The sequence below is a fragment of the Ensifer sp. EB106-05-01-XG146 genome (assembly GCF_058791875.1).
This window is the reverse complement of sequence record NZ_JBYTDX010000001.1, coordinates 2,417,952-2,439,643: the sequence shown is the minus strand read 5'-3', so window position 1 is coordinate 2,439,643 and position 21,692 is coordinate 2,417,952. Positions and strand designations below refer to the sequence as shown.

20 protein-coding genes are annotated in these 21,692 nt (G+C 64.1%); 7 read left to right on the top strand and 13 right to left on the bottom strand.

What is annotated here, in order from left to right; translation table 11 throughout:
- Positions 1–4 precede the first annotated feature (4 nt).
- Positions 5–676 (top strand): amino acid ABC transporter permease, encoded by a 672-nt coding sequence (locus AC3WVQ_RS12065; protein WP_034792072.1) that lies wholly within the window; start codon positions 5–7, stop codon positions 674–676.
- Here the strand turns inward: AC3WVQ_RS12065 and AC3WVQ_RS12060 are convergent.
- Positions 673–1,548: a LysR family transcriptional regulator gene (locus AC3WVQ_RS12060; RefSeq protein ID WP_090294373.1), complete on the bottom strand. Its 876-nt coding sequence runs from the start codon at positions 1,546–1,548 to the stop codon at positions 673–675. The two genes, AC3WVQ_RS12065 and AC3WVQ_RS12060, sit on opposite strands and share 4 nt — an antisense overlap.
- A 123-nt stretch (positions 1,549–1,671) precedes the next feature.
- On the opposite strand from AC3WVQ_RS12060, the gene AC3WVQ_RS12055 reads away from it, so the two are divergent.
- The 3 genes from AC3WVQ_RS12055 (at position 1,672) to AC3WVQ_RS12045 (ending at position 7,926) form a co-directional block, all read left to right on the top strand.
- On the top strand, positions 1,672–4,119 hold the full coding sequence (locus tag AC3WVQ_RS12055; protein ID WP_090294372.1) for a GcvT family protein: 2,448 nt from the start codon (positions 1,672–1,674) through the stop codon (positions 4,117–4,119).
- Positions 4,116–6,563 carry a GcvT family protein gene (locus AC3WVQ_RS12050; protein ID WP_492382734.1) on the top strand — a complete coding sequence of 816 codons (2,448 nt, stop codon included), beginning with the start codon at positions 4,116–4,118 and terminating at the stop codon, positions 6,561–6,563. Before AC3WVQ_RS12055 ends, AC3WVQ_RS12050 begins: the two co-directional genes overlap by 4 nt.
- 130 nt (positions 6,564–6,693) lie before the next feature.
- On the top strand, positions 6,694–7,926 hold the full coding sequence (locus AC3WVQ_RS12045; RefSeq protein WP_090294368.1) for an aromatic ring-hydroxylating oxygenase subunit alpha: 1,233 nt from the start codon (positions 6,694–6,696) through the stop codon (positions 7,924–7,926).
- Positions 7,927–7,988: 62 nt separating this feature from the next.
- Here AC3WVQ_RS12045 and AC3WVQ_RS12040 read toward each other — a convergent pair whose 3' ends face one another.
- Positions 7,989–8,432 (bottom strand): Lrp/AsnC family transcriptional regulator, encoded by a 444-nt coding sequence (locus AC3WVQ_RS12040; RefSeq protein WP_226020607.1) that lies wholly within the window; start codon positions 8,430–8,432, stop codon positions 7,989–7,991.
- A 113-nt stretch (positions 8,433–8,545) separates the two neighbouring features.
- Between AC3WVQ_RS12040 and AC3WVQ_RS12035 the strand changes: the two genes are divergently transcribed.
- Complete coding sequence (locus tag AC3WVQ_RS12035; protein WP_089043398.1) at positions 8,546–9,130, top strand: cysteine hydrolase family protein; 585 nt, start codon at positions 8,546–8,548, stop codon at positions 9,128–9,130.
- Positions 9,131–9,189: 59 nt separating this feature from the next.
- Here the strand turns inward: AC3WVQ_RS12035 and AC3WVQ_RS12030 are convergent, their stop codons facing one another.
- The 10 genes from AC3WVQ_RS12030 to AC3WVQ_RS11985 form a co-directional block, all read right to left on the bottom strand.
- Positions 9,190–9,714 carry a hypothetical protein gene (locus AC3WVQ_RS12030; RefSeq protein WP_060515871.1) on the bottom strand — a complete coding sequence of 175 codons (525 nt, stop codon included), beginning with the start codon at positions 9,712–9,714 and terminating at the stop codon, positions 9,190–9,192.
- 250 nt (positions 9,715–9,964) lie between these two features.
- Positions 9,965–11,074 (bottom strand): ABC transporter substrate-binding protein, encoded by a 1,110-nt coding sequence (locus AC3WVQ_RS12025; protein WP_034793544.1) that lies wholly within the window; start codon positions 11,072–11,074, stop codon positions 9,965–9,967.
- Positions 11,075–11,107: 33 nt separating this feature from the next.
- Positions 11,108–11,767, bottom strand: coding sequence for a siderophore-iron reductase FhuF (gene fhuF, locus AC3WVQ_RS12020; protein ID WP_090294481.1), 660 nt, complete (start codon positions 11,765–11,767; stop codon positions 11,108–11,110).
- 333 nt (positions 11,768–12,100) lie between these two features.
- Complete coding sequence (locus AC3WVQ_RS12015; protein ID WP_060515873.1) at positions 12,101–12,595, bottom strand: ester cyclase; 495 nt, start codon at positions 12,593–12,595, stop codon at positions 12,101–12,103.
- A 59-nt stretch (positions 12,596–12,654) separates the two neighbouring features.
- The gene (locus AC3WVQ_RS12010) at positions 12,655–14,082 is read right to left on the bottom strand and encodes a gamma-aminobutyraldehyde dehydrogenase (RefSeq protein ID WP_034792090.1); all 1,428 of its coding nucleotides are present in this window, start codon (positions 14,080–14,082) and stop codon (positions 12,655–12,657) included.
- Between the two features lie 24 nt (positions 14,083–14,106).
- The gene (locus tag AC3WVQ_RS12005) at positions 14,107–14,919 is read right to left on the bottom strand and encodes an ABC transporter permease (RefSeq protein WP_034792091.1); all 813 of its coding nucleotides are present in this window, start codon (positions 14,917–14,919) and stop codon (positions 14,107–14,109) included.
- Positions 14,909–15,859: an ABC transporter permease gene (locus AC3WVQ_RS12000; protein WP_060515874.1), complete on the bottom strand. Its 951-nt coding sequence runs from the start codon at positions 15,857–15,859 to the stop codon at positions 14,909–14,911. The genes AC3WVQ_RS12005 and AC3WVQ_RS12000 overlap by 11 nt, the downstream gene beginning before the upstream one ends.
- Positions 15,856–16,854, bottom strand: coding sequence for an ABC transporter ATP-binding protein (locus AC3WVQ_RS11995; RefSeq protein WP_029742593.1), 999 nt, complete (start codon positions 16,852–16,854; stop codon positions 15,856–15,858). Before AC3WVQ_RS11995 ends, AC3WVQ_RS12000 begins: the two co-directional genes overlap by 4 nt.
- A 193-nt stretch (positions 16,855–17,047) precedes the next feature.
- Positions 17,048–18,208 carry an ABC transporter substrate-binding protein gene (locus AC3WVQ_RS11990; RefSeq protein ID WP_029742594.1) on the bottom strand — a complete coding sequence of 387 codons (1,161 nt, stop codon included), beginning with the start codon at positions 18,206–18,208 and terminating at the stop codon, positions 17,048–17,050.
- Positions 18,209–18,391: 183 nt separating this feature from the next.
- The gene (locus AC3WVQ_RS11985) at positions 18,392–19,300 is read right to left on the bottom strand and encodes a LysR family transcriptional regulator (RefSeq protein ID WP_029742595.1); all 909 of its coding nucleotides are present in this window, start codon (positions 19,298–19,300) and stop codon (positions 18,392–18,394) included.
- A gap of 179 nt (positions 19,301–19,479) precedes the next feature.
- Here AC3WVQ_RS11985 and AC3WVQ_RS11980 point away from each other — a divergent pair, with 179 nt between their 5' ends.
- Entirely contained in the window at positions 19,480–20,379 is a 900-nt protein-coding gene (locus AC3WVQ_RS11980) for an alpha/beta hydrolase (RefSeq protein ID WP_090294479.1), read from the top strand.
- Positions 20,380–20,409: 30 nt separating this feature from the next.
- On the opposite strand, the gene msrA is transcribed toward AC3WVQ_RS11980, so the two are convergent.
- Positions 20,410–21,129: a peptide-methionine (S)-S-oxide reductase MsrA gene (msrA, locus tag AC3WVQ_RS11975; protein ID WP_090294364.1), complete on the bottom strand. Its 720-nt coding sequence runs from the start codon at positions 21,127–21,129 to the stop codon at positions 20,410–20,412.
- Between the two features lie 156 nt (positions 21,130–21,285).
- Between msrA and AC3WVQ_RS11970 the strand changes: the two genes are divergently transcribed.
- Positions 21,286–21,687, top strand: coding sequence for an ACT domain-containing protein (locus tag AC3WVQ_RS11970; protein WP_029742599.1), 402 nt, complete (start codon positions 21,286–21,288; stop codon positions 21,685–21,687).
- Positions 21,688–21,692 lie beyond the last annotated feature (5 nt).

Sequence of the window (21,692 nt, the reverse complement as noted above, 5' to 3'; positions counted from 1 at the left end):
GGGCATGAACTTCGATACGAAACTGTTTTTCGATGCCCTGACCATGCCCGTCATGTTGCAGGGGGCGGGCATCGCCATCCTGCTGTCGATCCTGGTGCAGGCGGCGTCGTTCCTGCTCTGCCTGCCGCTGGCCGTCGCGCTCAATTCGATGGCGGCGGTCAGGCGCACAGCGGCGCAGGTCTATGTCTGGCTGTTTCGCTCGGCGCCGCTGATACTCGTGCTCCTGATCGTCTGGAACGGCGCACCGCAGCTCTTTCCGGGGCTCACGCGGGCGCCCTGGTACACGCCCTTCGTCGCTGCCTTCATCGCGTTTACGCTGGTCACGGCCGCCTATATGGCGGAGGCGATGCGCGGGGCGCTTGCGGCGATCGGCCAGGGGCAGACGGATGCCGCCCGCGCGCTCGGGCTCAATCGCTGGCAGACCTTCTTTCTGGTGGTTCTGCCGCAGGCGCTCAGGATCGTCATGCCGGTGCTGGTCAACGAATTCATCAACCTGATCAAGCTGACCTCGCTTGCCTATGTAATCTCGATGCGCGAGATCATGGCGGTCGTCAACGACGCGATCGCCTCCAGCTTCCGCTTCGTCGAGTGGTATTCGGCAGCGCTGGTCTACTATCTCGCGATCGTTTCGATCCTGATGTTTCTGCAGCGGCTGATTCAACGCCGCATGGCTTAACCCGTTTCCGAATTCGGCACCGGCAGCGTTGCAAGCAGATCGGCCATGGCGGCGATGATCTTGCGGTGCTGGTGGGCGTGGCGGGTGCGCAGGCTGGTGGCGGCATAGACCGTTTGCGGGATGACGGGCGCGTCCTGAACGCGCGCAGTAAATCCATCGTCCGCCAGCCGCTCGGCCGTTGCTGCCGTCACGTAGGCCGATCCGCCGAGTGTGCGAAGCAGCCGGGTGATCGCCATGTTCTGGCCGGCGGCAAGCAGCGCTGCGGAGAGATGCGGCAGCGCCAGCCGGTGGGCGCGATCGAAGCCTGGCGAATAGCTTGAGCGGATGTAGCTCTCGGAGCGGATCTCGGCGAGCATCTGCGCCTCCGTGCTCACCATCACGTAATGCAGATCGCCGATCCTTTCGTAATAGAGATCGGGCAGGTAGTGGGGCGTGTAGAGGATCGCCAGATCCAGCTCGCCAGCGCCGAGATCGCGGTTCATCTGGTTGGAGTAGTCCGCCTCCATATAGATCTCGATGCCGGGCAGCTCCCGGCGGATCGTCGCCATCCATTCCCCGGCAAAGGCTTCCGCCAGATCATGCTGGACACCAAGCCGCATGGAGCGCTCCAGCGCGCCGGCGTTGGTGACCGCGCGTGTGGCCTCATGCCATTGGTTTTGCAGGGCTTTTGCGTAATCTAGAAAGCGCAGGCCGGCGGCCGTCGGCACGGTGCCGCCCTTGTTGCGGGTAAAGAGCTTGCGGTTGAACTGCGCTTCCAGTGCCTTCACCCGATGTGAGACGGTCGACTGGGTAAGGTTCAGGCGCTCGGCGGTGCGGTTGAAGGAGCGGCTCTCCATCAGGTCCAGGAAGGTTTCGATCAGCTCCACCTGCATGCCGTTCTCTCCCGCTGCAATCGCTCCAATCTAATCGAAAACATCGATCAATAAAGCCTGTTTCCGTTGCTTGATGGCGCCCGGCTTCACCGGCAAGAATTCGCCAAAACGAGGGAACAGTTAATGTCGAATTTGCCGTCGCACGCACGCGTCGTGATCATCGGTGGGGGAGCGATTGGGGCTTCCTCGCTTTACCACCTTGCCAAGGCCGGCTGGACCGACTGCGTGCTTCTGGAAAAGAACGAGCTGACGGCGGGCTCCACCTGGCATGCCGCCGGCAACGTGCCGACTTTCTCGTCCTCCTGGTCGATCATGAACATGCAGCGCTATTCGGCGTCGCTCTATCGTGACCTCGGGGCGCTCGTCGACTATCCGATGAACTATCACGTCACCGGCTCGATCCGGCTCGGCCACTCCAAGGAGCGGCTGCAGGAGTTCAAACGCGTCGTCGGCATGGGGCGCTACCAGGGCATGGATCTCGATATCCTGTCGCCCGACGAGATGCGCGCCCGCTATCCCTTCCTCGAAACCCGCGAGCTGACCGGCGCGCTCTACGATCCCTATGACGGCGACATCGACCCGGCGCAGCTGACCCAGGCGCTCGCCAAGGGTGCGCGCGACATGGGCGCCAAGATCATCCGCTTCTGTCCGGTGACGGGCGCGCGCCGCGAAAACGACGAATGGGTCATCTCGACGCCGCAGGGCGAGATCCGCTGCGAATACGTCGTCAACGCCGCCGGCTACTACGCCCGCGAGGTCGGCAAGATGTTTGGCCGCGACGTGCCGATGATGGTGATGAGCCATCAGTATATCCTGTTCGACGAAATCCCGGAACTCGCCGCCTGGTCGAAGGAGGCCGGCCACAAGCTGCCGCTCCTGCGCGACGTCGACAGCTCCTACTATCTGCGCCAGGAAAAGAACGGCATGAACCTCGGCCCCTACGAGCGCAACTGTCGCGCCCACTGGGTAACGCCCGACGACCCGATGCCGGAAGACTTTTCGTTCCAGCTCTTCCCGGACGATCTCGACCGGCTGGAATGGTACCTGAACGACGCCGTCGAGCGCGTGCCGATCCTCGGAACGGCCGGGCTGTCGCGGATCATCAACGGCCCGATCCCCTATGCACCCGACGGCAACCCGCTGATCGGGCCGATGCCCGGCGTGCCCAATGCCTTCGAGGCCTGCGTCTTCACTTTCGGTATCTGCCAGGCGGGTGGCGCCGGCAAGGTGCTCGCCGAATGGATCACCGAGGGCCAGACCGAGTGGGACATGTGGTCCTGCGATCCGCGCCGCTACACCGACTACACCGACCAGGATTATTGCATCGCCAAGGGCATGGAGATCTACGGCCATGAATACGCGATGCACTTTCCGAAGCATTACTGGCCAGCCGGGCGCGGCAAGAAGTTATCGCCGATCCACGATCGCATCGCCGCACTCGGCGCCCAGTTCAAGCCCTATAACGGCTGGGAGCGTGCGATGTGGTACGCCAAACCAGGCGATGACACCTCGGAAGAGGCGACGCAGACCTGGGGCCGCGAAGGGCCTTGGGCCAAGCGCATCGAAGAAGAGTGCCTGGCCGTGCGCGATGCCGCCGGCATTCTCGACCTGCCGGGCTTCTCGCGCTTCCGGGTAAAGGGCGAGGGCGCGACCGCATGGCTCTCCGGCCTCATCACAGGCCGCGTGCCGAAGCCTGGGCGCATCGGCCTGGCCTATTTCGCCGACGACAAGGGCCGGATCGTTACCGAGATGTCGGTGATGATGCTCGACGAAGACTTCTTCTTCCTCATCACCGCCGCAACCGCGCAGTGGCACGATTTCGAATGGCTGATGAAGCACCGGCCGGCAGACGCCGCCTTCACCATCGACGACGTCACCAAGTCCTTCTCCTGCCAGATCCTCACCGGGCCAAAATCGCGCGCGATCCTCGCCGAGGTCAGCGAAGCGGATCTCGCCAAGGGCTGGCTCACGCACCAGACGGCGCAGATCGCCGGGCGCTATTGCCAGCTCGTGCGCGTCTCCTTCGCCGGCGAACTCGGCTGGGAGATCCATACCAAGGTCGAGGACACGGCCGCCATCTTCGACGCCGTCTGGGCGGCCGGTCAGAAGCATGGCCTCAAACCCTTCGGCATGGAAGCGCTCGACAGTCTGCGCATCGAGAAGGGCTACCGTGCCTGGAAGGGCGATCTGTCGACCGACTACACCATCCTGCAGGGTGGGCTGGAGCGCTTCGTCGACTGGGGCAAGCCCGGCTTCAATGGCAAGGCGGCGCTGGAGCGTGAGAAGCAGCAGGGCGTTTCCAAACGCTTCGTGACGTTGACCGTCGCCGCCGACGGCTGCGACGCGCCTTACATGTCGACGCTCTGGTCCGACGGCCAGGTTGTCGGCGAGACGACCTCGGGCAACTGGGGCTACCGCGTCGGCAAGTCGATCGCGCTCGGCATGCTGCGCGCCGACCTTGCCGTGCCCGGCAAGGAAATCGAGGTCGAGATCTTCGGCGATCGCTTCAAGGCGACGGTCGAGGCGGACCAACCGCTCTGGGATCCCTCCAATGAAAGACTGCGCGCATGAGCAAGCCCATTCCCTCGAAAGCCCGCGCAGTCATCATCGGTGGCGGCGTCTCCGGCTGTTCCGTCGCCTATCACCTCGCCAAGCTCGGCTGGACCGATGTGGTTCTGCTTGAGCGCAAGCAGCTGACCTCCGGTACCACCTGGCATGCGGCCGGCCTGATCGGTCAGCTTCGCGCCTCGCAGAACATGACGCGGCTCGCGAAATACTCGGCCGACCTCTACGTCAAGCTCGAGGCCGAAACCGGCATTTCCACCGGCATGCGCCAGAACGGCTCGATCACCGTCGCGCTGACGGAGGAGCGCAAGGAGGAGATCTATCGCCAGGCGTCGCTGGCGCGTGCCTTCAATGTCGACGTGCGCGAGATCACGCCTGACGAAGTAAAGGCGATGTATCCGCACCTCAACACCTCGGATGTGAAGGCGGCGGTGCATCTGCCGCTCGATGGCCAGTGCGACCCGGCCAACATCGCCATGGCGCTCGCCAAGGGCGCCCGCCAGAACGGCGCAACGATCATCGAGGGCGTCAAGGTGAGGTCCGTCGTGAAGAAGGACGGCCGGGTCACCGGCGTCACCTGCGAGCAGAACGGCGAGAGCTACACGATCGAGACCGATCATGTCGTCAACTGCGCCGGTATGTGGGGCAGGGAGTTTGCGCGGCAATCCGGCGTCACGGTGCCGCTGCACGCCTGCGAGCATTTCTACATCGTCACCGAGGCGATTCCGGAGCTGAAGCGCCTGCCGGTTCTGCGCGTGCCGGACGAGTGCACCTATTACAAGGAAGATGCCGGCAAGATGCTGATCGGGGCCTTCGAGCTCAAGGCCAAGCCCTGGGGAATGGACGGCATCCGCGAGGATTTCTGCTTCGACCAGTTGCCGGACGATTTCGACCACTTCGCGCCGATCCTCGAAATGGCGGTCAACCGCATGCCGATGCTGGAAACGGCTGGGATCCATACCTTCTTCAACGGCCCGGAAAGCTTTACGCCCGACGACCGCTACTATCTCGGCGAAGCGCCGGAGGTGAAGGGATACTGGGTCGCGGCCGGCTACAATTCGATCGGCATCGTTTCCTCGGGCGGCGCCGGCATGGCGCTCGCCCAATGGATGAATGACGGCGAGCCGCCCTTCGATCTCTGGGAGGTGGATATCCGCCGGGCGCAGCCGTTCCAGAAGAACCGCGCGTATTTGAAAGACCGCGTCTCGGAAACGCTCGGCCTGCTCTACGCCGACCATTTCCCCTATCGCCAGATGGCGACCGCGCGCGGGGTGCGCCGTTCGCCGCTGCACGAGCATCTGAAAGCCCGCGGCGCTGTCTTCGGTGAAGTCGCCGGATGGGAACGCGCCAACTGGTTTGCGAAGGAAGGCCAGGAGCGCGAGTACCGCTATTCATGGAAGCGGCAGAACTGGTTCGAGAACCAGAGGGACGAGCATCTTGCGGTGCGAAACGGCGTCGGCCTGTTCGACATGACCTCCTTCGGCAAGATCCGGGTCGAAGGGCGCGATGCGCTTTCCTTCCTGCAGCGGCTCTGCGCCAACGAGATGAACGTCGAGCCCGGCCGGATCGTCTATACCCAGATGCTCAACGCCCGCGGCGGCATCGAGAGCGACCTGACGGTGACGCGGCTGTCGGAAACCGCCTTCCTGCTGGTCGTGCCCGGCGCCACGCTCCAGCGCGACCTCGCCTGGCTGCGCAAGCATCTGACGGACGAGTTCGTGGTGATCACCGATGTCGGCGCTGGCGAAAGCGTGCTCTGCGTCATGGGGCCGAAGGCGCGTGAGCTCATGCAGAAGGTGAGCCCGAACGATTTTTCCAACGCGGGGCATCCGTTCGGCACGGCGCGCGAGATCGAGGTCGGCATGGGCCTCGCCCGCGCCCACCGCGTCACCTATGTCGGCGAGCTCGGCTGGGAGCTCTATGTCTCGACCGACCAGACGGCGCATGTGTTCGAGGCGCTGGAGGCGGCGGGGCAGGACCTGGGCCTCAAGCTCTGCGGCATCCACACACTGGATAGCTGCCGCATCGAAAAGGCCTTCCGCCATTTCGGCCACGACATCACCGACGAAGATCATGTGCTCGAAGCCGGGCTCGGCTTTGCGGTCAAGGCCGACAAGGGCGATTTCATCGGCCGCGAAGCGGTGCTCGCCAAGCACAATCGCGGGCTTTCGCGCCGGCTGGTGCAGTTTCGGCTCTCGGATCCAGAGCCGCTGCTCTTCCACAACGAGGCGATCGTTCGCGACGGCAAGATCGTCGGCACGATCACGTCAGGCAATTACGGCCACCACCTCGGCGGTGCCATCGGGCTTGGCTACGTGCCTTCGGAAGGCGAGAGCGCAGAGGAGGTGCTCGGATCAAGCTTCGAGATCGAGATCGCCGGAACGCGGGTGAAGGCGGAGGTGTCGTTGAAGCCGATGTACGACCCGCGGGCGGAGCGGGTGCGGATGTAGGCAGGCGTTTGGGTGGCGTGCCTGGCGCTTGAGACAGCCCCTCACCGCGCGGATGAGGGGCCTTTCGAGGCACAACGAAAATACGCGTGCCGGATCGCGGGTTTCCGGTCTTCTTTCTGGAGTTCAGTCCATGCTCGCATCGGAGCTTAAGGATACGACAGTTGCGGGCGACCGCATCGATCAGCTGGTCGCCGGCCATCGTCCGGGCCATGGGCTTGCCCGCGCCTTCTACCTCGACCCGGAGATCTATGAACGGGACCTCGAGCGGGTTTTTCGGCGTCACTGGCATTGCGTCGCCCATGAAAGCGCGATCCCCAACGCCAATGATTTCGAGGTCTTCCGCATGGCGTCCGAGCAGGTGATCGTCACCCGTACGGCAAGCGGCGAGATCCATGCGATGCTCAATGTCTGCCGTCATCGCGGGGCCGAGGTCTGCACCAAGGACAAGGGCAATGCCCGTGCCTTCATCTGTCCCTACCATGCCTGGACCTATGGCAATGATGGCGCGCTGAAGGCGGCGCGGCTGATGCCCAAGGACTTCAAGCGCGAGGACCACGGCCTGAAGAAGCTCAACGTGCGTGTCGTCGAAGGATTGATCTTCATCTCCTTTGCCGCCGAGCCGCTTGATTTCTCCGAAGTCGAGCGCCTGTTGCGTGCGACTTGCGGCCAGTATGGCTGGGGATCGGCGAAGATCGCCCATCGTCAGAGCTATGCGATCGACGCCAACTGGAAGCTTGCGGTCGAAAACTATGTCGAGTGCTACCATTGCGGGCCGGCGCATCCGGAATATTCCGAAACCCATGCGCTGGAACAGCCGCTGCACCTGATCGAGGAACTGAACGCCAGGATGGAGGCGCGCACCTGCGCGCTCGGCATCGAGGTCGCCTCCGGCAATCACTGGCAGAATTCCACCGGCGGCAAGGAGACCATTCATGCCTTCCGCTACGCGCTCTATGATGGCGTCCAGACCGGCAGCAAGGACGGGCAGGCGCTGAGCACGCTGATGGGCCGCTTCACCGATTTCGACGGCGGCGTCACCTCGATCCATCTGGGCGGCACCACCTTCCTCGTCTGCTATCCGGACCACGGCATGATCTACCGCTTCATCCCGAAGACGGCCGAAACCTCGGAGATGGAGCTGATCTGGCTCGTCGACGGCAAGGCCGAGGAGGGGCGCGACTACGATCTGGAAAAGCTCACCTGGCTCTGGAAGGTGACGACCGACGAGGACAAGGCGATCATCGAGCACACCGCTCGGGGCGTGCGCTCGCACTACTTTGTGCCAGGCCCAATCGCGCCGATGGAGCAGAACGAGCTGCGCTACATCAACTGGTATCTCGACGAGATCAGCCGGCCGGCCTGAGCGGCAAGCTGCAGGCAAATCGCGTCGCCGTTGCAAGCGTGCCGGCGACGCATTTCGTTTGCCTAGTCCCGCCGGTTGAAATGCGTCCTCAGCGCCACGTGCGTCTGCACCGTCGCGACGCCCGGGATGATCGATATCTGGCGGCGGATGGTGTCGAGATCGCCGTTGGAGGCGCATTCGACCAGCACCATCAGGTCGGTGGCGCCGGCGAGCGACCAGCAGGTGACGATGGGCGGCATGGCCGAGAGATGCGGCACGATATGGTCGCAGTTCTTGCCGGGCTGGAAAGTGATCGCGATCAGCGATTTGACGGTCGGGCTCTGGTCTTCGATGCCGAGGCGGATGGTGTAGCCGGCAATCACGCCCTTGGATTCCAGCCGTCGCAGCCGGTCATGGGCCGCGCTGCGCGAAAGGCCGCTGTGGCGGGCCAGTGCCACCAGGCTCTGGCGCGAATCCTGCCTGAGCGCTGCCAAAAGCAGGCGATCCTTTTCATCGATTTCCGTCAAAACGTCGCCTCCTTGTCGCCATTTCCGGACATATGTCCGGTCAGGCGTCATCGTGTCCAGTGAAATCGGACGATAGGCAAGATAGCGTCTCCCTACAACCAAGGAGCCTTGCCATGCCCAAAATGAGTGTCCCCGACAACGCCGTGCTGCTGCCGATCGACATGCAGCAGGCCTTTGACAGCGCCCCCTGGCCGCGTCGCTGGAATGAGGCGGTCGATGAAAACGGCCTTGCGCTTCTTGCCGCCTGGCGGGCAAGCGGCCGACCAGTCATTCACGTGCGCCACGACAGCGTCATGCCCGGCTCGACGCTTTCCCTCGGCGCGCCCGGCAACGGCTTCCGGCCGGGCTTCGGACCGATGGGAGACGAGGCACTCGTCACCAAGGGCGTCAACGCCGCCTTTATCGGCACCGACCTCGACTTGCGCCTGCGTCGTCTCGGCGTCGAGACGGTCGTCGCCTTCGGCATTTCTACCGACATGTGCGTCTCGACCTCGGTGCGCGTCGGCGCCAATCTCGGCTACCGAATGATCCTCGTCGAGGATGCCTGCGATTGTTTCGACCAGCCGGACGGCGAAGGCGGAGTCATCTCGGCGCGCGAAATCCACCGCGCCCACGTGGCGACCTTGCGGGCGGAATTTGCCGAGGTGTTGTCGACGGCGAAGCTCGTCGAGGCGTTGCAGCGACCGGCAGCGGCTTGACGGTCGGGCGAGGGCAGACGGGGGCTACCGTTCAGGCGCTTCCGCTCCCGCGCCGCCGACTACCGGTTGGCGCCGCGGACTTCCTGGATCTCGGTCGTCCATTTCGGCGCCGTCAGGCTTTCGCCCTCGCGGTTGGGGAAGGTGAGGAAGGTTTCGAACGAACGGCTCTGGCCCGCCGGCACGCGGGCGAGGATGAGTGCGGTGTCATTGCCGATCGTCTCGCAATTGCCGTCAGGGCAGTTTTCGAGCGTTACCGCGAGGCGGAAATATTCGAGCAGTTGCGGCCCTTTATTCGTCACCGTGCCGCGCAGCCGGAAGCTTCTCTCCGGCTGGCTCTGTTCGAAGGTCAGGCCTTCGAGGGCAACGTCGGCGGCCGTGAGGCCGGCCGGTTGGGTCGTCTCAACGGGCGGCGGCGCGGCCGGCGTGCGACCGTCGCGGTCGGCAAACCAGATGATGAAGGCGACGAGCAGGCCGAGCGCCACGGCGACGGAGAGGATCGGTTCGGCCCAATGACGAAAGCGGCTGAAGCGCGCTGCCAGATACACCACGACAAGACCCAGCGGTAACGCGATCAACCATAGCATCAAGATCCTCCTCAACCCCGCATCATTCCTTGGTCCGGAATCGACGCAACAGAGAAATCGTGCAGCCGATCAACGTGTTACAGCGACGCTCGCCTTTTGGAACGGCGCGCTACACCACCTGGCCTTTATATAGGGTGGGCGCCGACTGGCAACACGCCGGGGCGTCGGACGAAAGGAAGCACCCTGACGAATTGGTGAACACGCGTGACGATGCCGTGTGGGTCCGCGCTCGCGTGTGCAGGGCGTCTCCCTATCTGGCGGGTGTCAGGTCCACCCAGTAGGTGCCCTCGAACGGCACCGCGGCGAAGCGGGCGTTGATCTCGGCAAGGCTCTTCTGGGGGTCGAGATCGCCAAACAGATCCGGCCGGATCCAGGTGGCGAAGGCTTCGGCGGCGACGATGTTGAGCGGGATCGCGTTGAAGAAGTTCCAGAGACCGTGCACGCGCTTTTCCTCGACGGCGCGGATGGTCTTCAGCGCCGGCGCCTCGATGGTGCGGGCCAGCGTCTCGCGCGCTTCGTCTTCGCTGACGCCGGGGCCGATCGAGAGCGTGCCGTATTTGCCGCCGGGCGAGGAGGTGGCGATATAGATTTCCGGATTGGCGGCCATGATCGCCTCGGCGTTGACGGTCCCGCCCGGCCGCGGCAGCACGCCTTCGGCAAAATTGCGGCCGCCGGCCACCGTCAGGAATTCGCCGAGACCGCCGGTGCCATAGGCCCAGCAACAGCGGTCGGGTTGGGGGAAGGCGTCCATCAGCACCAGCGGGCGCGGTTCCGGCTTGGCGGCGATGCGGTCGCGGATCAGCTTGAGCTTGTCCTCGTAGAACCGGGCGAAAGCTTCTGCCTGTTCGTCCCGTTCGAGGATGCGGCCGAGCAGACGCATCATGCGCGGCGTGCCGGTCAGCGCGTCGTTGTTGAAATCGACCACCACCACGGGCACGCCGATGCCGGTCAGATACTCGATGGCGCGCCTGCCGGACTCAGTGTCGGATTGCCAGTTATTGAGCAGCGCGAGATCGGCCTTCACCGTCAGCAGCGTCTCGAAGGAGAGGCCCGGGCCGGTGCCATCGTCGATCTGCGGCACGTCGGCGATATCAGGAAACTTACGCCGGAAGCTCTCGTAGATCTCGGGGTTGTCGGTCTTCATGTCGCCGGACCAGGCCGCAAGCAGGCTGACGGGATCGGGATGGATGAGCGACAGGGCGACGAGATTGAAGCCGCTTCCAAGCAGGATCGCCTTCGGCTTTGCCGGTATCGTCACCTCGCGGCCGACCGCATCGGTGACGGTCATCGGCCAGTTGCTTTCGGCGCGGGCGGAGACAGCAAAGAGCAGGGCGGTGATGAAAACGAGCGTCAGCCGCAGGGCGGCCGGGAAGAGGAAGCGGGAAGACAAAACCTATTGGTTCCTTTGGCTTGGGAGGGCGCAGAGGCTGCCGCAGCTCGGGACGCCGGGCAGCAGATAGCGCAGGCAGCAGATCTTGCGCCGGCAGACACGGGCGCCATCTTCCTCCTCGTGCCGCAGGCAATCGAAGAAGGGATTGGGTGTGCCGTCCGGCAGGGACTTGCTGCCGATCAGCGCGTCGGCTTGCGCGTTCAGCGGCTCGATGCCGGAGGCGCGCAGCGCATAGTCGATATAGACGAGCGCATTGTTCCAAGCGAGCTTCGGGGCTATGCCGCCGACGGACTTGAGATAACTGACGACCTCACGCAGATGCCCCTGCATCAGGGGGGCAAGCGTGGCGAAAACGTCGCTATCGTCCGCTTTCTGCCAGTCGCCCAGTGTGGCGACACCGAAGGTTCGCGGCAGGCCATCCTCGGCGAGCGCCACCTTCATCTGATCGAAGGCGACGGGCAGCACCTGATCGTCAAGCACGCGCGCGACGAGATAGGGAATGGTGAGGCTCGAAAAATAGTAGAGCGACCACATGGAGGCGACGGCACGGCGGTCGCTGGCGCCGGATTTCTCCGTGTAGATATCGAGCGCGCGGTCGAAGGCGCCGGAGGCAAAGAAGTCCGGCAGCGCCATGCCGTCGGAAAGCTCGTCCGAGAGCACCATCTTCTCATTGCACCAGGCATGGGTGCCGGCAAAGGCGACCGACAGCGCCTTGGGGCCGCCTGTCGCGACGACCGGTTCGGACACGGCCGCCGTCAAGACGTCACCCGCGCGCGGGTAAGCCCGATCGGTAATGGAGCCTTGGAAGAACGCCGTCCTGCAAGCATGCGATACCTTCTGAGCGTGGTCAGAAACTCATAAGGTGATCGTGTTACTCAAGATTTTTTCCGGTGCAAGTCATTTATGAGTTTTGTATTCATGATTTGAAGCCAAGAGACGATGGCCGGAAGCCGAAGCCTGCGGCCATCGAAGCGGCGAAACCGCCGCTCGGCTCGCCTACTGCATCAGACCGAGCTGCTTGTAAAAGCCGAGCGCGTCGTAATAGTCATTCTGGGCGGCGATCTTGCCATCCTTGACGGTGAAGACCGAGGCGCCGGTGAACTTGAAGCTCTTGTTGGTCGCGGCCGTGCCGTCGGCCCAGGCGCCCGAATTGGTGCCGGAGAACTCCCATTCGAAGGAGACCTTGTCGCCGCTAGCGATCGGATCACCCTTCATGGTCCAGACGGCATCAGGCACCGCGTTCAGGAAATTGTCGATGACGCCGGTCTTGGCTGCATCCTTGCCGGTGACCGGCTTGCCGACCGACGCGTCGTAATAGGTGACGTCATCGGCGAAGTAGGATGCGGCCTTGCTCGAGTCATGGGCATTCCAGGCCGCGACATAGGCCGCGACCACATCCGGCGCCGCGTCGGCGGCAAACGCCGCCGGCGTGAGCACGAGGGCGCTGAGGCCGAGGGCTCCAGCGGCAACAAGCAATTGACGACGGTACATCGCAAACTCCTCCCGTTTGTTTCGTTTGCATGCATTCTCCGCGCCCGGGGCGGTGAGCCTCAGCCGTGGTTGATCATGATGTGGCGAACGGCGGTGTAGTCCTCGAGCGCGTAGACCGACATGTCCTTGCCGTAGCCCGACTGCTTGACGCCGCCATGCGGCATCTCGTTGGTCAGCATGAAGTGGGTGTTGATCCAGGTGCAGCCGTATTGCAGGCGGGAGGCGGCCTTCATCGCCCGGGAAATGTCCTTGGTCCAGACGGAGGAGGCGAGGCCATAGTCGCTGTCGTTGGCCCAGGCGACGGCATCGTCCTTGCCGGTGAAGCGGGTAACGGAGACGACGGGGCCGAAGACTTCGCGGCGCACGATCTCGTCTTCCTGCGTGGCGCCGGCCACAACCGTCGGCTGGAAAAAGAAGCCGTCCGAGCTGCCGGCGGCACCGCCGGTGGTGATCTCGATGTGCTTCTGGTCGGCGGCGCGCTCGACGAAGCTCGCAACGCGATCGCGCTGGCGGCGCGAGATCAGCGGGCCGATCTCGTTTTCGGTGTCGTCGGCGAGGTTGTAGCGGATGGTCGAGACCGCCGAGGTGAGGTCGGCGACCAGCTTCTCGTAGATACCGGCTTCGGCATAGATGCGGCAGGCGGCGGTGCAGTCCTGGCCGGCATTGTAATAGCCGAAGGTGCGGATGCCGTTGACCACCGCTTCGAGGTCGGCGTCGTCATAGACGATGACCGGGGCCTTGCCGCCGAGCTCCAGATGGGTGCGTTTCACGGTCTTGGCGGCCGCCGCCAGCACTTTCTTGCCGGTAGCGATATCGCCGGTGATCGAGACCATCGAAATCTTCGGATGGTTGATCAGCGCATTGCCGACGGTTTCGCCGCGGCCGCTGACAACATTGACCACGCCTTCCGGCAGGATGTCGGCAAGCACGCGGGCCAGCTTCAGCGCCGTCAGCGGCGTCTGTTCGGATGGCTTGAAGACGACGGTGTTGCCGCCGGCGATCGCCGGCGCCAGCTTCCAGGCCATCATCATCAGCGGATAGTTCCACGGCGCGATCGAGCCGACGATGCCGATCGGATCGCGGCGGATCATCGAGGTGTGGCCGGGCAGGTATTCGCCTGCGGTCGGGGCGTGCAGGTTGCGCACGGCGCCGGCAAAGAAACGCCAGCAGTCGACGATCGCCGGCAGTTCGTCGTTCTTGACCGCGTTGATCGGCTTGCCGCAGTTGAGCGCCTCGAGGGCTGCAAAGCCGTCCGCATCCTTCTCGATCGCATCGGCGATCTTCAAGAGATAGTTGGAGCGTTCGGCCGGTGTCGTCTGCGACCAGCTGGTGAAGGCGCTTTCAGCAGCGTCGACGGCCGCCTCGACCTGGGCATGCGAGGCTTCCGGCAGATCGACGATCTTGCCGCCCGTCCGCGGGTTCAGGATGTGTTCGTCGGCCTCGGTGCCGGCCTCGAAGCGCGATCCGATCAGCAGTTGGGTGTCCATGTCTGTTCTCCCTTGATAGTCGAGTTATTTGCCGGCGCCGGCGATCTGGTCGCCGTCGCGGGTGAGGTAGTAGGCGCCGAGGATCGGCAGGAAAGTGACGAGCACCACGACCATGGCAACCACATTGGTCACCGGCCGCTGGCGCGGGCGGATCAGCTCTTCGAGCATCCAGATCGGCAGCGTGGACTGCTGGCCGGCAGTGAAGGTGGTAACGATCACCTCGTCGAAGGAGAGCGCGAAGGCGAGCATGCCGCCGGCAAGCAGAGCCGTGCCGATGTTGGGCAGGATGATGTAGCGGAAGGTCTGGAAGCCGTCGGCGCCAAGGTCCATCGAGGCCTCGATCAGCGAGCCGGAAATCCGCCGGAAGCGTGCGACCGCATTGTTGTAGACGACGACGATGCAGAAGGTCGCGTGGCCGAGCACGATGGTCCAGAAGGAAAACGGAATATCGGCCATCGAGAAGGCGGAGCGCAGCGCAATGCCGGTGATGATGCCGGGCAACGCGATCGGCAGGATGACGAGCAGCGAGACCGTCTCGCGGCCGAAGAAGCGCGTCTGGCTGACGGCTGCGGCGCAGAGCGTGCCGAGCACCAGCGCGACCGCGGTTGCGATCGAGGCGACCTTGACCGAAAGCGTCAGCGCCGCCCAGACGTCGGGCCGGTTCCACGCAACGGCGAACCATTGCGTCGTCAGCCCCGGCGGCGGGAACTGATAGCTCTTTTCCTCCGTCGTGAAGGCATAGAGGAAGATCAGGAGGATCGGCAGGTGCAGGAAGGCGAGGCCGGCGGCGGCCGCAATCTTCAGGCCCATCGGTGAGCGGTTTCGTTCAGAGCGCATCGAAGGCTCCCATGCGTTTGGCGACGAAGAGGTACGCGCCCATGATGACGATCGGGACGACCGTGAATGCGGCAGCCAGCGGGATGTTGCCGGCCGTGCCCTGCTGGGCATAGACGGCCTGGCCAATGAAGAGGCGCGACGAGCCGACGATCTGCGGGATGATGTAGTCGCCGAGCGTCAGCGAGAACGTGAAGATCGAGCCGGCGACGATGCCGGGCAGGGCCAGCGGAAAGAGCACGTAGCGGAAGGTCTGGGCCGGCGTGCCGCCGAGATCGGAGGAGGCCTCGATCAGGTTGCCGGGCACGCGCTCCAGCGCTGCCTGGATCGGCAGGATCATGAAGGGCAGCCAGACATAGACGAAGACGATGAAGGTGCCGGTGTAGCTGACCGAGAGCGAGTTGCCGCCGACCACGGGTAGCGACAGCCAGCCGTCGAGCAGCCACATGAGATGCAGCTTTTCGAAGAACCAGGTGAGGATGCCCTCCTTGGCCAAAATCAGCTTCCAGGCATAGATCTTGACCAGATAGCTCGACCAGAGCGGCAGCATCACGCCGAGATAGAAGAGCACCTTCCATTTCCCCTGTGCGTAGCGCGCGGCGTAATAGGCGATCGGGAAGGCGATGACGGCGGAAGCGACGGTGACGGTCGCCGCCATCAGCACGGTGCGCAGGATAATGTCGAGATTGGTTTCGCTGAGCAGTTGGCGATAGGTCGCGAGCGTGAACTCGTAGTTAATCAGGCCCGAGAAATCGTCGATCGAGAAGAAGCTCTGGAGCAGAAGCGCAAACAGCGAGCCGAGATAAACGACGCCGAGCCAGAGCAGCGGCGGGGCGAGCATGATCAACAGAAGCAGATGCGGGTGCTTCCAGAAGAAGTCCGACAGGCGGCCGGCGGGGCCTCGGCGTTCAGGCAGAACGAGGGGTTCGGCAAAGGCGGTCATGCGTCCTCCATCGGGTGCAGCTCGTTTGCGGCAAAGCTGATGGTGACGGGGCTGCCGAGCGCGGGCACGGCGAGCGCTGCGGGGCTGGCGACCGCGACGCGGGCGCCATCGACATCGACGACGACACGGTTGACGGCACCGAGGAAGCTATGGGCCGAGACGGTGCCCGAGAGGCTGAGCGCGCCATCTACCGGCTGGGCGAGGACGATCGCTTCGGGACGCAGGCTCGCAAAGGGTGCCTTCAGCCCGAGCCGCTGGCAGAGCTTTTGCGGCAGCACGTTGGACGAGCCGACGAAATCTGCGACAAACCGCGTCTTCGGCTGCTTGTAGACGTCTTCCGGGCTGCCAAGCTGCTGGATGCGGCCATCGTTGAAGACGGCGATGCGGTCGGCCATCGACAGCGCCTCGCCCTGGTCGTGGGTGACGAAGACGAAGGTGATGCCCAGCGACTTCTGCAGGCTCTTCAGTTCCTCCTGCATCTGCTCGCGCAGCTTCAGATCGAGCGCGCCGAGCGGCTCGTCGAGGAGCAACACCTTGGGCTTGTTGACAAGTGCCCGGGCGAGCGCCACGCGCTGGCGCTGGCCGCCGGAGAGTTGCCCGGGACGGCGGGTGCCATAGCCCGGCAGCTTCACCATGGCGAGTGCGTCCTCGGCCGCCTTGCGCCGCTCCTCGCGGCCGACACCCTTGACCATCAGCCCATAGGCGACGTTGTCGAGGATCGAGAGGTGCGGGAAGAGCGCGTAGTCCTGGAAGACGGTGTTGACGCTGCGGCGATAGGGCGGCACGCCCTCCGCCGTTTCGCCGAAGATCTCGATATGGCCGCCGGTCGGCTGCTCGAAGCCGGCCATCAGGCGCAGGCAGGTGGTCTTGCCGGAGCCTGAGGGGCCGAGCATGGCGAAGAACTCGCCCTCGGCAATCTCGAGGTTCACGCCATCAACGGCGCGCACGGCGCCGAAGTGGCGGGAAACATTGTCGAAGAGAACGGCGGTGGTCATTGTATGGCTCCGGGAAATGTGGCCCCTCATCCGCCCTGCCGGCGCCTTCTCCGCGCAGGCGGGGCGAAGGGGACATGCGGCGGGCGTCTTGCCTCAAGTTCACGCCCTACGGTTTGGCCGGGGGCGTTCCCTCTCCCCGCGTGCGGGGAGAGGGTCAGGGTGAGGGGCAAATGCTTGCGATAGGTCTGACGGCTTAGCGGCCGCCGATCACGCCGATATAGTCGGAGACCCAGCGGTGATAGGGCACGCATTCGCCCTGGCTTTCACACTTCGTCACCGGCGTCTTCCAGAACTTGACCTTGTCGAAGTCCTCGTAGCCGTTGGTCTTGCAGCCGGCGTCGGTCAAGAGTTCGTTGCCCTTGCAGGCCGCACCGACCGACGGGTTGGCGCCGAACCAGGCGGAGACGTCGCCCTGGACCTTCGGCGACAGCGAGTGCTCCATCCACATATAGGCGCAGTTCGGATGCTGGCTGTCGGCGTGCAGCATGGTGGTGTCGGCCCATCCGGTCACGCCTTCTTCCGGAATGGTCGAGGCGATCGGCAGCTTCTCGGCTTCCATCAGGTTGACCTGGAACGGCCAGGAGCCGGAGGCGACGACGCCTTCGTTCTTGAAGTCGTCGATCTGGATCATTGCGTCGTGCCAGTAGCGGCCGACGATCTTGCGCTGGCCGCGCAGCAGCTCGAGCGCTGCCTTGTACTGGTCTTCATTGAGTTCGTAGGGGTCCTTGATGCCGAGTTCCGGCTTGTGCTTCATCAGGTAGTTGGCAGCGTCGGCCACATGGATCGGGCCGTCATAGGCCTGGACGCGGCCCTTATTGGACTTGCCGTCGGGCAGGTTCATTTCCTCGAAGACGACGTTCCAGCTCTTCGGCGCTTCGCCCTTGAAGGCGTCCTTGTTGTACATCAGCACGTTCGGGCCCCAGACGTAGGGCGTGCCGTAGTGGACGCCATTGACTGTGTACCAGGGCGCGTTCTGCATGCGCTCGTCGATCGTCTTCCAGCTCGGGATGAGATCGGTGTTGATCGGCTGGACGCGCTTGCCGGCGACGAGGCGCAGCGAGGCGTCGCCCGAGGCGGTGACAAGGTCGAAGCCGCCTTCGTTCATCAGCGCCACCATTTCGTCCGAGGTGGCGGCGGTCTTGACCGAGACCTTGCAGCCGGTCTGCTTTTCGAAATCCGTGACCCAGTCATAGGCCTTGTCGGTCTCGCCGCGCTCGATGTAGCCGGCCCAGGCGACGATGGAGAGTTCGCCTTCGCCCTTGCCGAGTTCCTTCAGCGGCTCCTGCGCGAAGGCCGGGGCGACAAGGCCGAGCGACAAGGTCAATGCCGTGCAGGATTTGAGCATCTGCTTCATCTGAATTCTCCCAGTTTTGAGCCGCGTTTTGCGGCTTCGTTCCCAGGATGAAGCGTGCCTTCATTTCACCGTATTCGCAAATTCATTAAACAGAATGTCGCTTTCGGTTTTTCCGATATCGGTCACCCACCGGCACGCCAAAGGTGTGGCCAGTGTCGGGAGAAGACTAATAAATCTAGTGAATTAGCGCGGTCTGGCGCTTCTCAGCGCTTCGGCGATGCCGACGAAATCGCGCGCCGATTGTGGCAGGCCGGAGCCCTTGCGCCAGACCATGCCGACCTGCACGACGGGAAGCGCGCCCGACACGTCGCGACTCTCGATGCGGTCGCCTTCCAGCGACCAGGGGCGGTAGACGAGGTCAGGCAAAAGCGCGATGCCGGCGCCTGTCGCCACCAGGCTGCGCACCGCTTCGACCGAGCGGGTGCGGAAGGCGACATGCGGGCGGGCGCCAAGTGCGGACAAAAGCTTGCCGGTGTTCTCCTCGATTTCGTCCACTGTCAGCATGATCAGCGGTTCCTTGGCGATATCGCTGACGGAGATGATGTCGGCGCTGACCAAGGGATGTCCGATCGGCAGCCATAGGCGATAGGGCGAGGTCTCCAAAATCTCCGCCTGCAGCGCCATGCGGTCGCGCAGGTTGGATATGACCATGACGGCGACATCGAGCTCGCCGCCGATCAGCAGATGTTCGAGATAGGAGCCGTTGTCCTCGATGGCGCTGACTTCCACGCCGGGGCAGGCGCGGCGATAGCGGGCGAGCAGATCGGAAAGCACGTAGCCGGCAACCAGCGAGGTGACGCCGAGATTGAGCTTGCCGCCGGTTTCCTCGCGGCTGTCGGAAAAGCTGCGGCGGGCGTCCGAGACATTGGAGAGGATCTTGGTGGCGTGGCGCAGGAACTGGTGGCCGTTGTGGGTGATCGACAGGCCGCGCGGATGCCGGTCGAAGAGCTCGACGCCGAGATCGCCTTCCAGCTCCTTGATCGCCTCGGTGATCGAGGATTGCGAGATCGACAGGTTCTGCGCCGCACGGGTGATCGACCCCTGTTCGGCAACGGCGACGAAATACTGCAACTGTCTGAAAGTGAAGGCCATGGCGCGAGTTAATAGGTGCGAGGCCGGGCTGGCAAGCGGGTGGCCGATGCAACCGGATCGACCGCCGATTTTTTCCCGTCATGTCGGTTTTCGGACAGGGAGCCGGAACGCCGGTGCTAAGCTGCAGGCGACTTCGGGATTGCAGGGAGGACGACGTGGATCAGGTGACCAAGCGGCCGATGCCGACGGAGGAGGGGATCCTCGCCTTTCATCGCCGCTGCGAGGACTTCTATCCCGCCGACGCGGTCGATGCCTCGATCGAACAGCAGCGCAAATGGTATGACGCGCTCTGCGCCGAGTTCGATGCGCCGAGCCCGGCCGGGCTGACGCGCATGGATGAACTCGTCGACGGCCGTATCCCGACCCGGCGCTACCGGCCGGCCAAGGTCTCGAGCGAAACGCGCATCTATTACATCCATGGCGGCGGCTTCGTCGTCGGTTCGCTCGACAGCCATGATGCGATCTGTGCCGAGCTTGCGAATTTCGCTCAGGCCGAGCTGGTCTCGGTCGATTATCGGCTCGCGCCGGAGCATGTCTGGCCGGCTGCTTTCGACGACAGCTACGCCGTGCTGCAACACCTCCTGTCCGACGGCCGCCCGGTCGTCGTGGCCGGCGACAGCGCCGGCGGCAATCTCACGGCTGGCATCGTTCTCAAGGCACGGGCGGAAAGGCTTTCCGGCATCGTTGGCCAAGTGCTGATCTATCCCGGCCTTGGCGGCGATCTCGTGTCGGGTTCCTATGCCGACATGGCCGAGGCGCCGGGGTTGACGACCGCCGATGTCAGCTATTATCGCGATATCCTCAAGGCGCCGGCGGACAATCCCTTCGCCGCGCCGCTGGCGGAAACGGATCTCTCGGGCCTGCCGCCGAGCTATGTAACCGGCGCCTTCTTTGACCCCTTGCGCGACGATGCCCGCCTCTATGCGGCGCGGCTTGCCATGGCCGGCGTGAACGTCACCTTCCGCGAGGAGCCGCAGATGATCCATGCGTGGCTGAGGGCGCGGCACATGAGCGAGGGCGCGCGCGACGGGTTTCGCCGGCTGGCGGAAGGCGTGGCGGTCCTTGTCGGAACGCGTTGACGACCTGCTGTGTCCGTTTGTGAAGCGGGCCTAGCTCTTCGGCTTGAACACCAGCGCCGGATTTGCCTGGAAGGCCTCGGGGAACAGGGTTCTCAAGTTCTCGATCTTCGGCAGGTCGTTGTAGACGATATAGGGGTGCGTCGGGTTTCGCGTCAGGAAATCCTGATGATAGTCCTCGGCAGCGTAGAAGCCCTTGAAGGGCGAAACCTGCGTGACGATCCTTGCCGGGAAGGCGGCTGATTTGCCGAGCTGGGCTATATAGGCATCGGCGATCCGCTTCTGTTCATCGGTGACGGTAAAGAGCGCCGATCGATACTGCGGGCCGTGATCCGGCCCCTGATAGTTGAGTTGGGTCGGATTGTGGGCGACGGAGAAGAACACCTGCAGCAGCCGGCCATAGGTGACGTCGCGCGGATCGAAGGTCACTTCCACCGCCTCCGCATGGCCGGTCTTGCCGCCGCTCACCGTCTCGTAGTCGGCGGTTGCCGCGGTGCCGCCGGAATAGCCGGAGACCGCTTTCTTCACGCCCTTAAGGTGCTGGAAGACGCCCTGCACGCCCCAGAAACAGCCGCCGGCAAAGACGGCGATTTCGGTCGAAGCGGATGACTTCTCGTCGAGTGACGGCGGCGGGATGACGACGGCCGGCTCCTGGGCGGCGGCGATGGGCGAAAACGCCAGCAACGCGGCGAAGGCCGCGGTCAATCTTGTGAGGGATCTGTCAGAGGTTTGTACCGACTTGCTGCGCGCCATCGCGTCCTCCCGTCGCCCGGCTCCAGCGCCGGCGTTCGATGACCTCATGTTTTCATGGGATTGGCAACGGTCAAATCGCGATCGCGTGCTTCACGCCAACGTGACGATCCGATACCAGTGGGCAAGCACGAGGCGCCGAGAACGAGGGACGATGACATGGCCGGAGAAACGGATCTCGCGAAACTGCTTTCGACGATGAACCCGGTGCTGTTTCCGCAGACCTACGTCTATTGTACCGTCGCCTATCAGGATCAGGCGCGCTACCAGGCGCTGGAGGCGCTTGCCACCTATCGCGAGGACGAGGGGCTGACCCTGGTCGTTACCCGCGCGGCCGCTGACGAGGCCGGGCTCGCCTATGGTCCGCTGCTTCGCCGCATCACGCTCAACGTGCATTCGGCGCTCGAGGCCGTGGGGCTGACGGCGGCCGTTTCGGCAGCGCTGACGCGCGAGGGCATCAGCGCCAATGTGATCGCCGCCTATTACCATGACCACATCTTCGTGCCGGAAGCCGATGCCGAGCGAGCGCTCGATGCGCTCCGGGCGCTGACCGTCGCCTGACTGGC

What these genes read in the sequence shown, in the direction of transcription:
- AC3WVQ_RS12065 (WP_034792072.1), top strand. Translation starts at nt 5, where the DNA reads ATGAACTTCGATACGAAACTGTTTTTCGATGCCCTGACCATGCCCGTC.
- AC3WVQ_RS12060 (WP_090294373.1), bottom strand. Translation starts at nt 1,548, where the DNA reads ATGCAGGTGGAGCTGATCGAAACCTTCCTGGACCTGATGGAGAGCCGC.
- AC3WVQ_RS12055 (WP_090294372.1), top strand. Translation starts at nt 1,672, where the DNA reads ATGTCGAATTTGCCGTCGCACGCACGCGTCGTGATCATCGGTGGGGGA.
- AC3WVQ_RS12050 (WP_492382734.1), top strand. Translation starts at nt 4,116, where the DNA reads ATGAGCAAGCCCATTCCCTCGAAAGCCCGCGCAGTCATCATCGGTGGC.
- AC3WVQ_RS12045 (WP_090294368.1), top strand. Translation starts at nt 6,694, where the DNA reads ATGCTCGCATCGGAGCTTAAGGATACGACAGTTGCGGGCGACCGCATC.
- AC3WVQ_RS12035 (WP_089043398.1), top strand. Translation starts at nt 8,546, where the DNA reads ATGCCCAAAATGAGTGTCCCCGACAACGCCGTGCTGCTGCCGATCGAC.
- AC3WVQ_RS12030 (WP_060515871.1), bottom strand. Translation starts at nt 9,714, where the DNA reads ATGCTATGGTTGATCGCGTTACCGCTGGGTCTTGTCGTGGTGTATCTG.
- fhuF (WP_090294481.1), bottom strand. Translation starts at nt 11,767, where the DNA reads ATGGTGCTCTCGGACGAGCTTTCCGACGGCATGGCGCTGCCGGACTTC.
- AC3WVQ_RS12015 (WP_060515873.1), bottom strand. Translation starts at nt 12,595, where the DNA reads ATGTACCGTCGTCAATTGCTTGTTGCCGCTGGAGCCCTCGGCCTCAGC.
- AC3WVQ_RS12010 (WP_034792090.1), bottom strand. Translation starts at nt 14,082, where the DNA reads ATGGACACCCAACTGCTGATCGGATCGCGCTTCGAGGCCGGCACCGAG.
- AC3WVQ_RS12005 (WP_034792091.1), bottom strand. Translation starts at nt 14,919, where the DNA reads ATGCGCTCTGAACGAAACCGCTCACCGATGGGCCTGAAGATTGCGGCC.
- AC3WVQ_RS12000 (WP_060515874.1), bottom strand. Translation starts at nt 15,859, where the DNA reads ATGACCGCCTTTGCCGAACCCCTCGTTCTGCCTGAACGCCGAGGCCCC.
- AC3WVQ_RS11995 (WP_029742593.1), bottom strand. Translation starts at nt 16,854, where the DNA reads ATGACCACCGCCGTTCTCTTCGACAATGTTTCCCGCCACTTCGGCGCC.
- AC3WVQ_RS11990 (WP_029742594.1), bottom strand. Translation starts at nt 18,208, where the DNA reads ATGAAGCAGATGCTCAAATCCTGCACGGCATTGACCTTGTCGCTCGGC.
- AC3WVQ_RS11985 (WP_029742595.1), bottom strand. Translation starts at nt 19,300, where the DNA reads ATGGCCTTCACTTTCAGACAGTTGCAGTATTTCGTCGCCGTTGCCGAA.
- AC3WVQ_RS11980 (WP_090294479.1), top strand. Translation starts at nt 19,480, where the DNA reads ATGCCGACGGAGGAGGGGATCCTCGCCTTTCATCGCCGCTGCGAGGAC.
- msrA (WP_090294364.1), bottom strand. Translation starts at nt 21,129, where the DNA reads ATGGCGCGCAGCAAGTCGGTACAAACCTCTGACAGATCCCTCACAAGA.
- AC3WVQ_RS11970 (WP_029742599.1), top strand. Translation starts at nt 21,286, where the DNA reads ATGGCCGGAGAAACGGATCTCGCGAAACTGCTTTCGACGATGAACCCG.